At 67.5% G+C, this 12,672-nt stretch carries 14 protein-coding genes; 8 read left to right on the forward strand and 6 right to left on the reverse strand.

All coding sequences use genetic code 11. The features are described from left to right. Window positions 1-172: 172 nt before the first annotated feature. Window positions 173-886: a DUF899 family protein gene (locus NVU01S_RS37900; RefSeq protein ID WP_043683310.1), complete on the forward strand. Its 714-nt coding sequence runs from the start codon at window positions 173-175 to the stop codon at window positions 884-886. A 33-nt stretch (window positions 887-919) separates the two neighbouring features. Here NVU01S_RS37900 and NVU01S_RS37905 read toward each other — a convergent pair whose 3' ends face one another. Both NVU01S_RS37905 and NVU01S_RS37910 read right to left on the reverse strand, forming a co-directional pair. Next, window positions 920-1,789, reverse strand: a complete 870-nt coding sequence (locus NVU01S_RS37905) for an SRPBCC family protein (protein ID WP_043683318.1) — start codon at window positions 1,787-1,789, stop codon at window positions 920-922. Beyond that, window positions 1,782-2,345, reverse strand: a complete 564-nt coding sequence (locus tag NVU01S_RS37910; RefSeq protein ID WP_043683313.1) for a winged helix-turn-helix domain-containing protein — start codon at window positions 2,343-2,345, stop codon at window positions 1,782-1,784. The genes NVU01S_RS37905 and NVU01S_RS37910 overlap by 8 nt, the downstream gene beginning before the upstream one ends. Window positions 2,346-2,567: 222 nt before the next feature. On the opposite strand from NVU01S_RS37910, the gene mvk reads away from it, so the two are divergent. The 3 genes from mvk to NVU01S_RS37920 all read left to right on the forward strand — a co-directional run bounded on the left by mvk (window position 2,568) and on the right by NVU01S_RS37920 (window position 5,180). Then, window positions 2,568-3,566, forward strand: coding sequence for a mevalonate kinase (gene mvk / locus NVU01S_RS37915; RefSeq protein WP_052281468.1), 999 nt, complete (start codon window positions 2,568-2,570; stop codon window positions 3,564-3,566). A 355-nt stretch (window positions 3,567-3,921) separates the two neighbouring features. Further along, on the forward strand, window positions 3,922-4,119 hold the full coding sequence (locus tag NVU01S_RS43815; protein WP_156162020.1) for a hypothetical protein: 198 nt from the start codon (window positions 3,922-3,924) through the stop codon (window positions 4,117-4,119). Between the two features lie 266 nt (window positions 4,120-4,385). After that, entirely contained in the window at window positions 4,386-5,180 is a 795-nt protein-coding gene (locus NVU01S_RS37920; RefSeq protein WP_052281469.1) for an IclR family transcriptional regulator, read from the forward strand. A gap of 538 nt (window positions 5,181-5,718) precedes the next feature. Here the strand turns inward: NVU01S_RS37920 and NVU01S_RS37925 are convergent. Next, window positions 5,719-6,390, reverse strand: coding sequence for a GntR family transcriptional regulator (locus NVU01S_RS37925; protein WP_043677789.1), 672 nt, complete (start codon window positions 6,388-6,390; stop codon window positions 5,719-5,721). Between the two features lie 73 nt (window positions 6,391-6,463). Here NVU01S_RS37925 and NVU01S_RS37930 point away from each other — a divergent pair, with 73 nt between their 5' ends. Further along, window positions 6,464-6,886 carry a VOC family protein gene (locus NVU01S_RS37930; protein WP_043677880.1) on the forward strand — a complete coding sequence of 141 codons (423 nt, stop codon included), beginning with the start codon at window positions 6,464-6,466 and terminating at the stop codon, window positions 6,884-6,886. Further along, entirely contained in the window at window positions 6,883-7,644 is a 762-nt protein-coding gene (locus NVU01S_RS37935) for an SDR family NAD(P)-dependent oxidoreductase (protein ID WP_043677791.1), read from the forward strand. The genes NVU01S_RS37930 and NVU01S_RS37935 overlap by 4 nt, the downstream gene beginning before the upstream one ends. 296 nt (window positions 7,645-7,940) lie before the next feature. Here NVU01S_RS37935 and NVU01S_RS37940 read toward each other — a convergent pair whose 3' ends face one another. After that, window positions 7,941-9,164: an MFS transporter gene (locus NVU01S_RS37940; RefSeq protein WP_043677793.1), complete on the reverse strand. Its 1,224-nt coding sequence runs from the start codon at window positions 9,162-9,164 to the stop codon at window positions 7,941-7,943. Window positions 9,165-9,298: 134 nt separating this feature from the next. Here NVU01S_RS37940 and NVU01S_RS37945 point away from each other — a divergent pair, with 134 nt between their 5' ends. Further along, the gene (locus NVU01S_RS37945) at window positions 9,299-10,033 is read left to right on the forward strand and encodes an AraC family transcriptional regulator (protein WP_043677795.1); all 735 of its coding nucleotides are present in this window, start codon (window positions 9,299-9,301) and stop codon (window positions 10,031-10,033) included. A 273-nt stretch (window positions 10,034-10,306) separates the two neighbouring features. Next, window positions 10,307-10,540 (forward strand): carboxymuconolactone decarboxylase family protein, encoded by a 234-nt coding sequence (locus NVU01S_RS37950; RefSeq protein ID WP_052281092.1) that lies wholly within the window; start codon window positions 10,307-10,309, stop codon window positions 10,538-10,540. Window positions 10,541-10,553: 13 nt separating this feature from the next. Here NVU01S_RS37950 and NVU01S_RS37955 read toward each other — a convergent pair whose 3' ends face one another. Next, a complete protein-coding gene (locus NVU01S_RS37955; protein WP_043677798.1) occupies window positions 10,554-11,981 on the reverse strand; it encodes an MFS transporter in 1,428 nt (475 codons plus the stop codon). A 137-nt stretch (window positions 11,982-12,118) separates the two neighbouring features. Next, window positions 12,119-12,628, reverse strand: coding sequence for a MarR family winged helix-turn-helix transcriptional regulator (locus tag NVU01S_RS37960; protein WP_043677800.1), 510 nt, complete (start codon window positions 12,626-12,628; stop codon window positions 12,119-12,121). Window positions 12,629-12,672: the final 44 nt, after the last annotated feature.

Consider the following 12,672-nt stretch of genomic DNA (forward strand, 5'->3'; position numbering starts at 1 on the left):
GCACTCCTCACCACCATGCCAGGTAGGTATATAAATATATAGTAACTGCCTACGCGGCGGAGGCAAGTCCGAGTTCGCGGTAGCTTCGTGTCGCTCTTGAGGTCTCGTCGCCCGTGCTCTACCTTGACCCGAGGGCTCGTTCACTATCCGAAACCAGAGGAGATCCCCCGTCATGGGTGAAGTGGATGCCGCGGCGATGGAACCGATGTGGCCCCAGGGCGCGAGCGACGAATACATCACGGCCCGTATCGAACTGGCGAAAGCCGAACGCACGCTACGCGATCAGATCGAGGCGGTGGCCGCCGCCCGCCGGGAGATGCCGGCCGGACGCACCCTCGACGACTACGCCTTCGCCGAGGGACCGGCCGACCTCGGCAGGCCCGGACCGCTCCGGACCACGAGACTGCGGGAGCTGTTCGGCGAGCACGACACCCTCGTCGTCTACCACTTGATGTTCCATCCGGACGACGACGCGGCGTGCCCGATGTGCTCGCTGTGGGTCGACGGATTCCAGGGCGTCGCCCATCATCTGGGCCAGCGCACCAGCTTCGCCGTCATCGCCAAGGCCCCGCTGCCGAAACTGCGCGGCTGGGCGTTGCGCCGCGGCTGGGACGGCCTGCGCATCCTCTCCAGCCACGACACCACCTTCAACGCCGACCTGAACGCCGAACGGCCCGACGGCGATCAGCGCCCGATGATCAGCGTCTTCACCGCCGAGGGCGACCAGGTGCGTCACTTCTACACCCTGCCCGCCAACTTCCTCGACGACGCCCAACGCGGCATCGACCTGCTGTCCCCGGTCTGGAACATCCTCGACCTGCTGCCCGCCGGGCGCGGTGAGTGGTACGCCGAGAACGACTACGCCGGGCGTGCGCGCCAGGCCTGAGCGGCCGACGATCTCGCAGCGTCCGACTGGTTCTCAGGCAGGTTCCGGGAAGTCCCGAATGACCGGAGTCCAAGCATCTCCCAGTTCGTTCAGGCGGCGGATCTCGGCCAAGGCGGCGAACCAACCGGCCTCGTGCTGGGCAGCGTTGTCGAGTTCGGTGTCGGTGTAACCGCTTTGGACGAAGGTGAGGCGGGTGCCGCCGTCGGTGCCGTCCAACTGCCAGGTGACGATCGAGCCTTCGCTGTCGGCGAGGGTGATCCGGCGGTCGGGCTCGAATTCGGTTACTTCGCCATCGATACCCAGGGTGGCGCGGCCGCCGACCCGGGGTTCGAGTTCCACACCGGGGGCGCCGAACCACCGTTGGATCTGCGCGGGCTCGATCAGCGAGGCGAACACCTGCTCGGGCGGTGCGGCGATGCTGATCTCGGCCCGGATCTCGGTGCTGCGGCCAGGGCCGAAGTCGGCCGCAGGCGTCAGTTCGGTTCTGCCGTCCAGGTATTCGGTCAGGCGGGCCAGCGCGAGCGGCCAGAACACGTGCATCGCGTGCCTGCCGTCGCGGCGGCCCGGCGGATCCATCAGTTCTTCCAGCGTCGGCAGCCCGTCGTGGGTCAACCGCAGCACAGTGGCGGCGCCCGTATCTGCGAGCCGCAGCTCGACTTCGGTCTTCGCACCGTCCAGAACCCAAATGAACGCCAATGATTCGGACCCGGCGGTCGCGCTCTCTTGGTGCGGTTCGTCGCCCTGCGGGGTGGTCGATCCCCAGAACTCGTATCGGCCGGCATCGAGATCGACCTCGGCGTGCTCGGCCAGCCACCGGGTGAGCCGTGCGGGATCCGTCAGAGCCCGGTACGCCTCGTCTCGGCCTACGGAAAGCTCGGTTTCGACACGCAATTGATCACTCATCGGGTTCTCCTTCATCTTCGTGTGGATAACAGGCGACCGCGAGGCGAAAGGTCTCGCCCTGGCCGGCGCCGTGCCGGGTGAACAACTCCTGCAGCACGGTGCGCAACTCGTCGAAAAAGGCTTGCCGGTGGCCGGGTTCGAGCCGGATCTGTCCCGAGACCCCGAGTGTCGGGACCGGACCGTCCACCGGGGACAACGCGCCCAGCTCGCTCTGCACGTGCTCGACCAGGTCGAGCAGATAACCCAGGCTGAACTCGTCGCGCACCCGGCGTCGTTCGGCCGGGACCAGTCGCGGCGACACCCAATACGACCGCGCCACGGCCTGATAGACGCCCTCGCGGATCCCGTTCACGGGCCGCTCCGCGACCCGCTCGACCAGCCCGGCCGCCACCAGCTTCTTGACGTGATAAGAGACCCGCTGCGTCGATTGCCCCAGCACCTGCCCCACCTCCGGGCACGACCGCGGCTGCGCGAGCTGCTGCAAGACGTCGACCCGCTGCGGCTTGAACAGCACCTCGGCCTGCGCGATCGAGTCGACGTACAAAAGTTCTTTCACGAGAAACAGTATTTGTATGTCGCCGCGCTGTTGTCAATCCCCTTACGGCACCCAGACCACGGATCTCCGCCCGCGACACGTCGGCGGCTGTGGGCTGGTGTCCGCCCGGCCGCGCTGAACGATCGATCTTTGTTCCGTTCCACGGAACGTCGGCTGGAAAGCGGGGGCCGCACGCCGTGCAATCGAAAGACCTTAACCGAGAGCAGAGTTGGGAGCTCGAGCGTGATTTCCGACAACCTGTACCGCACCACCCAGGAACACCGAGCAGGCGCGGGGAGCGCACACGGCAAGATCATCCTGCTCGGTGAGCACATGGTGGTGTACGGCATGCCGGCCATCGCGGTACCGATGCCCGAGCTCCGCGCGCACGCCACCGCGTACGGTCGCGCGGCGGCCGGCTCCCCCGCCGCGGACGCGGTGCTCGACGCCCAACGCTCGCGCAGCCACCTCGTGCACGTCGACCCGCGTTCCGACGGCCGGTCGGCAGACAGCGTCGAGGTGGCCGCACACGCGTTCATGCGGCTGGTGGGTTACACGGAGCGCGGCGTCGACCTCGTCCTGCGCTGTGCGATACCGCCCGGCCGGGGCCTCGGCGCCAGCGCCGCGTGCGCCGTCGCGGCCGTACGGGCGCTCGCCGAGCATCTCGAATGCACGCTGACACCGGAGATCTTGCACCGCGCGGTACAGCACGGCGAAGACATGGCCCACGGCACCGCGAGCGGCATCGACGCGGTCGCCTGTATGGCAGCGGGACCGGTCTGGTTCGAATCGGGCTGGGTACAACCGCTTTCGGGACCGGCGCGGGCCCGCATCGTGGTCGCCGATACCGGGATCACGGGCAGCACCAAGGCCGCGGTCACCCAGGTCCGCACCCAGCTCGCCAGCGAGATCAACCAGGCACGAACACATTTGATCAACGCCGCGGCGCTGACGCGGATGGCGGCCGAAGACCTCGCCGCGGGCCGCATAGCCGAGTTGGGCAAGCACTGCACCGCGTTCCACGCCATGCTGTGTGAAATCGGTGTCAGCTGCGGCGCACTCGATCGGCTGGTCGCCGCCGCGATCGAGGCAGGCGCAGCGGGCGCGAAACTGACCGGCGGCGGCCTGGGCGGCTGCATGATCGCGCTGGCCGAGGACGACGAGCAAGCCGTCACCGTCCGCACGGCGCTGCAACAGGCCGGCGCCGTGCGCACCTGGACCATTCCACTCGGACGCCGATAACGCCCGCGCCGCAGCACTTCCCCGACCCGACATCGGACGAGCGATCGCCGGGTTGTCCAGCACCACCGCGAAGTGATCGCTACTCCGGCCCGTCCTCGCTACCGGTCGCCGAACCGTAGCCGAATCGCAGTTGGACAAGCGATCACCAGGTAATGATTGCGGCATCGGCCGAGAGCCCTCCGCCACCATTACCTGATGATCAACCGTCCAGGCTGCTCTACGCGTGCGACGGCGGATTGCCTGGGATCTGTGGGTTCGCTGAGAGATCGCCGACTAGGTCGATACATGCATACTTTCGCATATATTGTGGGGGCGCGGGGCCGCTCGATGGCCCTCCCGATCGAAAGGAACGAGCATGGCATCGACGCTGGCGAGAATCTTCGCAATGACCAAGGGCGGCAAGGTGAACAGCGCGACCGTCAAGTCGGCGATCCGCGCCAACGAGGGCACGATCAAGCGTGCGACCGACCTCCTCGACGCGCGGACCGCCGGGCGCTACCGCGGCAAGCTCGACAAACTTCAGCAGTCGGCGACGAAGTGGGCAAACCGATAGTTTCCCGGCCCGGAGCGGCCGATTCGGCCGAACGACGTTCTGCACCCAGCGCGTGCAAACTCCGGGCAGGGGGTTACGGCACAGATCTTCCTGAGTAGGTTCGGGCTCGGCGGGCTCGGAAGTAGTTGCCACAAGGGAGTGATCGATGTCCATCATGCCGCGGTATCCACGCCCGCTCGTGCGCGAGAGCGAAACCCAGGTCGAAGTGCCGGAGGCGGCAACCGAGCGGGGAACTCCCCCGGCTCGGCCGTACGAGCTCCGGTGCGATGTCTGAGCAGCCGGAGGGCCTCGTCGCCCGATCCGCTCGCCTGCTGGATCTGCTCGGCGATCAGGTCGAACCGGTCAGCCCCGCCGACCTCGCGCGCCGCGCCGAGTTGCCCAAGACCACGGTGTGGCGACTGATCAGGGTCCTGTGTGCCAACGGGCTGATCGAGCAGCAGGGGCCCGGTTACGTCGTCGGGCAGCGTTTGATGCGCATCGCCGTGCCGCCGCCGGAGAACCGAGATCTGTTGCGCGCGGCGGCCGTACCGTTCCTGGTCGATTTGCACATACGCACCGGGGCGACGGTGTCACTCGGTGTCCTGGCCGGCTCCCAGGTGCGGTACACGGAGCGGATCTACGGGCACGCCGCGGCGCGGACACCGTCGTTCGGTCAGACCTTCGCGCCGGTGCACTGCACCGCGATCGGCAAGGTCCTGCTGGCGTACGCCCTCGATCAGCCCGCCGAACTCCTGCGGGCCAAGTGCTTCGACCAGCTGACGCCGCGCACGATCACCGATGGCGCGGACCTGAAATCGCATCTCGCCCGCGCGCGCAGTTCCGGAATCGCCACCAGCGACGAGGAATTCACTCGCGGCGTGCGCTGCGTGGCGACGCCGGTGATGGATTGGCGACGCCGTCCCGTCGCGGCGATCGCGATCGGCGATTCCGTCGCGCGGTTCGACATCGACAGCGCGTGCGCGCTGATCCGCCGGACGGCGTTCGCGGTGTCGGTCGCGCTGCGAACCGGCACGCACAGCGGGCGCACGGAGCCCATCACGCGCGCGCATCGGTATCGGTGAGCAGTTCGCGCCCCACGTTTCGCACTGTCCCGTGGCCGCGGCGCTGATCAGCACGGTCGAGTCGCACGTTCCGCGCTGCCTCATGGCCGCAGCACTGATCAGCACGGTCGAGTCGCACGTTCCGCGCTGCCTCATGGCCGCAGCACTGATCAGCACGGGCGATACGTTCTACCAGCGTCGATTATCAACAGCGACAGCTACGTACCTCAGCATTCCGATCCAGATAATCCGCCGTCGTTCAGCGATCCTGCCGCACCCGGCCGATCAGGTAATGGTCCGACACCGGGTCGCCGAGGTCGACGAGCGAGCGTCTTGTGCGTGCGCGGATCGCCCAAAGGGGCACGGACGCTGCCGATCTCGGTCGTACCGAGCATCCGGCAGAACGGAACCGGTACCGCCGGGTCGGCCGAGCCATCGGGGGGCGGACGCCACTGCGCGCGGAGCCCGCCGGACCGCGCCCGACCGCGCCACCGCTGGGCCCGCGCCAAATCGCGGCTGCGGCCTGGCGCGCTCAGGCCGAGAGATGGGCGAGCAGTGCTCAGGCCGAGAGGTGGGCGAGCAGACTGCGTCGAGCCGAATCCACGTGCTCCTCGGCGCAGCACGCCAGCGTGTCACGATCACCGGACCGCAGCAGCTCGGCCAGCTCACGATGCTCATCGATCACCCGGTCCCGATAGTGCTCGTATCCCGCTGCGACACGGTGCGTTTGGAACAGATAGACCTGCGATCGCACGGCCTGCCACGCTTGGCTGAGCCGCTGGTTTCCGGCGGCGGCGTAGATCTGGTCGTGGAATGCGATGTCGAGAGCGAGCAGTCGCGGCCCGGATGCCGCACCGGCGATCTCGGCCGCCATCGCCTCGACCAGGTCGTCGAGCGGGGCGAGCTGCTCCGGACTCGCGGTGGCCTGGGCACTGATCGCGGCCAGCCGGTCCAGTGCACCGCGGACCGCGTAGACCTCCTCGATGTCCTGTGGCGTGACCTCGATGACGGCGGTGCCGCGATGCCAGCCGCTGCGGATCAAGCCCTCACGCTGCAGCAGGGCCAGACCCTCGCGGACCGATCCGCGGCTGACGCCGAGTGCGGCGGCGAGTTCGACCTCGCGCAGCGGCGCACCGGGCACGATATCGCCGGCGAAGATCGCATCGCGGATGACGTCGGCGGCTTCGTTCGCGAGCCCGCGACGTGCCGCCTTGGGCAGCGGTAAGTTCATGTCCCAATGTTGACATTAGGACATGGGGCGGAGCAAGCTGAAAGCCAGATTGCAGGAAGAAGGAGTGCTGACCATGCCAACCCGTCCCGCCATGCATTTGGCAATCCCGGTCGATGATCTGGACGCCGCCCGCCGCTTCTACGGAGACGTCCTCGGCCTCGAACAAGGGCGCAGCAGCGACCACTGGATCGACTGGAACCTGCACGGCCACCAGTTGGTGACCCATCTGGCGACGGGTGAGATCACCGCACAGGGCCTGAGCGAGGTCGACGGACATCACGTGCCGGTGCCCCACTTCGGACTACTCCTGCCGGCGAACGACTTTCACGCCCTGGCCGCGCAGCTTCGCACGGCCGGTGTGGAATTCGTGATCGAGCCGTACCTGCGATTCCCCGGTCGACCGGCGGAACAGTGGACGATGTTCTTCCGGGATCCAGCCGGAAATGCGCTGGAGTTCAAGGCGTTCGCCGATGAGGCACAGGTGTTCGCGCGATGAGACGAGTCTTGGTGACCGGGGCGTCGCGCGGGATCGGCCGGGCGGTAGCGGTGGCCTTCGCCGAGAACGGCGATCGCGTGGCGGTGCACTACGGCAGGGACGCCGACGCCGCGGCACAAACTCTGCGGCTGTTGCCCGGCACGGGGCACACCATGATCACCGGCGACCTCGGTGCTCCGGAGACCGCTCGACAGGTGGTCGAGGCGGCTGTGGACGCGCTCGGCGGCATCGACATCCTGGTCAACAATGCCGCCGTCGCTACCTCGGCCACCACCCGGCACGCGGTCGCCGAGGTCGATTTCGGGCAGTGGCAACAGATTTGGCAACAGATGCTCGATGTCAACCTGCTCGGCGCGGTGCACCTGACGTATGGGGTCGCCCGGCATCTGATCGACCGCGGCGCGCCCGGCCGCATCATCAACATCGGCTCACGCGGCGCGTTCCGGGGCGAACCCGAATTTCCCGCCTACGCGGCGAGCAAGGCAGCGCTGCACGCATTCGGCCAGTCCATGGCGATCGCACTCGCACCCCATGACATCGCGGTGACCTCCGTCGCGCCCGGCTTCATCAGCACCGAGCGCCAAGAAGCGAAACTCGCGAGCGACGCGGGTGACGAGGTCCGCGCCCAGAGCCCGTTCGGCCGAGTCGGCACCCCGGACGAAGTCGCCGCCGCCGTGCGCTACCTCGCCTCCCCCGACGCCGCCTGGGCCTCGGGCACAATCCTGGATCTGAACGGCGCGTCCTACCTACGCAGCTGAACACCAGGTAGCGGGCCGTCGCCTCGAGTCCGGTGGACGAGACGACGGCCAAGCCCCAGCTTGCTGCGGGCCGCACCAGCCCTCCCAGGACGCCGCGAGGCGCGGCAACGATGGGTAGCGACCGCGCCTCGCGCCGGCGCGGCGGATATCGCCATCGAACACGACACGGTCTGCCCGCCGCCGCAGGCGGCGTGCTGAGCACACTGCCGCTGCTCATGCAGCATCGACCCGCTCGTCGAACAGCCAAGCGCTGCCGGTCAAGTCATGACCGGCGGCGCTTGCCATCGCAAGGCCGATCACGCACGCGCCGCGCTGTCGTAGCGCCAGAACGATCGCACGCTCAGCGCCACGAGCACCGCCACGGCGACGCAGACGAGGGCCCCGCCGGACCAGGCGATCGTGAGCGTCGTGGCAGCCGCCATCGCACCGGCTCTGAGGTCACCGAGGCGGGGACCACCCGCGACGACCACGGTGAACACGCCTTGTAAACGTCCGCGCATCCCGTCGGGCACCTGGGTCTGCAACATCGTCTCCCGGTAGACGGCGCTGACCAGGTCCGCCGCCCCCGCCAAGACCAGCAACCCCACAACGGCCCACAAACTCCGGACCGCCCCGGCGGCGGCGATGGCCGCGGCCCACACCACCACCGCGACACTCAACGCCACCCCTTGGCGGCGCACGCGGCCGATCCATCCTCCGAACACACCCGCCAGCAACGCACCGACAGCGATCGCCGAATACAGCACCCCCACCCCCACGCCCGCGCCTCCGTGCCATCGCTCGGCCGCGGCCTGAGGGAACAGTGCCGTCGGCATCGCCAGCACCATCGCGGCGATGTCCAGCGCGAACGAGGTCGACAGCACCGGGTTCGTGGCGAGAAAACGCAGGCCTTCGAACACCGAACGCAGGCCGGGGCGGGTGGCCACCGCGGCCGCGGGCAACGGTGGCAGCCGCGCGGCGGCGTAGAGCGCGGCGGTGAACAGCACGGCGTCGGCGCCGTAGGCGAGCGCGAATCCGTGTGGCAGCGCGAGCAATACGCCCGCGAGCAGCGGTCCGAGAACTTGCCCGAGCGTGCCCGCGGTGTAGTTCAGCGCGTTGGCGGCCGGGAGCTGTTCGGCGGGCACCAACATCGGTATGAGTGCGCCGCGTACCGCCGCCGACACCGCGAAACCACCGGCCTGCACGGCGACCAGCACGAGAATCAATGCAGCAGAACGGATCCCCAGCAGGCTCTGCGCCAGCAGCGCGAGCGTGATCGCCCAGGTGAGCGACGACGAGAACAGGTACAGCTTGCGGCGATCGATGGCGTCGGCGACAGCGCCACCGTAGAGGCCGAACACGATTGTCGGCACCAGCCCGACCAGTCCGGCCAGTCCCACCACCAGTGACGACCCGGTCAGCGAAAACAGTTGCACCGCAACGGTCACCGAGGTGACCATCATCCCGACGACGGCGGTGGACTGGCCGAGGAAGAGGCGCCGGAATCCCGCATGCGCCAGCGGCCTGGTATCGGCCACCATGCGTCGCAGCCGATCACGGCGCGGTACCACCGTGGGGCCGGAACTCGGCGATGGCTTTCGAAGTGATCTCGTCGCTCGCATATCTTTACGATGCGTGGCCGCGAGGGTTCGATCTTCCGATAAACTGTCCAGTTGTGTCGCAAATCCGACAACACTTTCCGGCGGGCGAGGTCATTGCCCGGCACCGGCACGACGTCCATCAGTTGATGTATGTCAGCAGCGGCATTTTCGCGGTGCGCACCGATCACGGCACCTGGGTCGCGGGCGCCCACCGCGCCGTGTGGACACCGGCGGGCACCTGGCACGAGCACCGCGTCTACGGGCACGCCGATGTGCATCTGCTCGAATTCCCCGCCCACGACACCCTTTTCCCCGACGAGTCACCTACCGTCCTCGCGGTGTCCGCCCTGCTGCGCGAATTACTCATCGCCGCTACGGAACCCGAGCTCCCGCGAGGCGAATCGGCCCGACTGCGCGCCGTCATCCGCGACCGGCTCCGCAGCGCACACGTCACGCCGCTGGCCCTCCCGCAACCGCAGGACCCGCGCCTGGCGCAAGCCTGCCAACTCGTCGTCGACGATCTGAGCCGGCCCCGGACCATGACCTGGCTGGCCCGGCGCGTGGGCACGAGCGAACGCCACCTCGCGCGCCTGTTCCGCGGCGAGTTCGGCACCACCTATCCGCAGTGGCGCACCACGGCCCGGGTATTCCATGCGATGCTCGAACTCACCGCCGGCGCCTCCGTCACGCAGACCGCCCACCGCTGCGGCTGGGCCACTCCCAGTGCCTTCGTCGACACGTTCAGTCGCACCATGGGGCAGACGCCGGGCGCCTACCGCGCCGCCGCGATCGACGAAAACGCCGACTAGACAGCCGATCTCGGCGCGGTACCGCCGCTCGCCCGTCGAGTGCGGGCCACCCGAAGGATGGTGGGCGGCAGCCGAGTGGCTGTCACCGTTCATCCGTTCGGTGGTGTGCGCCGTTGCGGAAATTCGCTAATTTCGGGCGGCAGTCCCGCATGCCGCGCGTATCGACTCCCGCGTCGGTTCATCAGCCCTGAAAGGACATTCGATGGTTGATCCTGTGCCGAACCTGGCGGAAACCACCCGAGATCGCCTCGAACGCGGCACAGCCGCCCGGCCTTGGATCCGCGCTCCCGGCAACTGGTCACCCTCGGCATGCTGGCCGCGCTGGGTGGGTGCGAGCGCGAACTCACGGTGCACGCCAAGGCGGCTCTCACGGCGGGGCTCACCTCGGACGAACTACTCGAAACCGCTCTCCATTCGGCCGTCTACTGCGGCTTTCCCCGCGCAATGGAGTCCATGTTCACCATCAAGAAAGTCCTCGCCGAACACGAACTACTGTCGGCGACGTAAAGGTTCACACCCGTTACTCGAGCGCCTGCGAACCGACGAATTCGGCTGCTTCCTCTTCGGATTGAGCGGCGGGGGCCGAACCCCACATGTGTCTGCCGTTGGGTTCTTGGAGGAAGTAGACGGATGCGGCGCCTACGACGCCTGCGATGATCAGATAGTAGGCAGGCCAGTTCAAATCGCCGGTCAGGCCGACGAGGGCGCCGACGACGACCGAGGTGGTGCCCGCGAACAGGGATACCGCGACGTTGAATGCGACCGACAGGCCCGCGCCGCGCACCTTCGTGGGGAACAGTGAGGGCAGGGTCGAGGGCATCGTCGCGCTGAAGCAGATCAGCGTCAGCCCCATCATCAGCAGGCCCACGAAAACGGCGAACGCGTTGTTCGTGCGAACCAGCAGCACCATCGGGAACGACAGCACGATCAAGGCCGCGATACCGGTCCAGATGATCGGTTTACGGCCGACCCGATCGGAGAGGAAACCGATCACCGGAATGGTCAGCAACGCGACGGCCATCACCGCGATCTGCAGCCACTGCGAGACCGACGAGGACACCCCACCGCCGGTCGCGTCGGGCACCGTGGCGGTGACATAGGTCGGCATGTACGAGGTCAGCATGTAATTAGGGACATTCCAGACCACGACCAGACCCATGCAGACCAGAACGTACGGCCACAGCTTGGCGAGGATCTTGGCTTCGTCGCCGGTCTTGTTCGCCTTCTCGCGCTCTTCGGATTCTTTTTCCAATGCGGCGAAAGCCGGGGTGTCGGCCAAACGCATGCGCAGGTAGACGCCGACGATGCCGAGCGGCAGCGCGAGGAAGAACGGCAGCCGCCAGCCCCACGCCAGCAACTGCTCGTGGCTCAGTGTGGCATCGGCGAGCGTGACGATCAGCGCGCCGAGCAGATATCCGGTGAACGTGCCGAATTCCAGCCAGCTGCCGAGGAATCCGCGCCGCCGATCCGGCGCGTATTCGGCGATGAAGGTCATCGCGTTGCCGTATTCACCGCCCGTGGAGAAGCCTTGCAACAGCCGTGCGCACAACAGCAGCATGGGCGCCCAGAAACCGATCGAATTCTGGTCCGGGATGCAGCCGATGGCGAAGGTGCCGAGCGCCATCAGGATCATCGTGGTCGCCAGCACCCGATTACGGCCGATACGGTCGGCCAGCGGACCGAAGAACATACCGCCCAACGGGCGGACGAGGAACGCCACCGCGAACAGACCGAAGGTGGCGATGGTGCCCGTGGTGTCGCCGAGATCGGCGAAGAACACCTCTTTGATCGTGGGCTCGAAATAGGCGTAGACGCCGAAGTCGTACCACTCGGTGATATTGCCGATGCTCGCCGCGCCGATCGCCCGGCGGATGATCGGCGGATCGGTGACGACGATGTCGTCGAGCGACCAACGCCTCGGACGTTCGCGCGGGGTCAGCACAGCCACAAGGACACAACCTCCTCGAGTTCGCGATCCGCCGCGGCGCTACTCCCTTCCTGGCAATCGCGGCACTGTCTCAGGCTAAAACGACGGCGGACCGATCCCCGGGCGACGCTCCGCAGGGCGGTGACCCGGATCCGAACTCAACGCTCCGGCGCCAGAGCGCTGTAATAGTGGCGCATCGCCTCGATCACGGAGTGCAGCACTTTGTGCGCGGCGGTCAATTCCGTATCCGTCATGCCGGTCATGGCGAAGCTGATGTGATTGCTCACCGGGGTGAAGAACTCGCGCGCAACCCGCATCCCGTGCTCGTCGTAGCGCAGGATCACCTTGCGGCGGTCGGCGGCATCGGTTTCCCGTCGAATATGCCCGGAAGCGATCATTCGTTCGACCAGATACGTCACTGCCGCCGAGGTGACACCGAGCATGCCACCGAGCTGTCCCGCGGTGAGCGGCTTGCCGTCCATATCCGCGACGGCGATGAGGAGCAGCGCACGAAAATCATTGGGCCGCAGATCGTTCGACCGAGCGAACACATGGCCGATCTCTTCGGAGACCGCGGTCAGCGCACGAATGTCGAGGGCGATCGCCTGCTCCAGCTCCGCGCGCGCTCCCCCCGGGCGTGGGTCTCTCGTCGGCTCGTCGTTGTCCATGATCCGGGTAGCTTAACCTGGTACGCCCGTCCGCTTGCGTGCCC

This window comes from Nocardia vulneris, from assembly GCF_001613425.1.
GTDB classification, from domain to species: Bacteria; Actinomycetota; Actinomycetes; order Mycobacteriales; family Mycobacteriaceae; genus Nocardia; species Nocardia vulneris.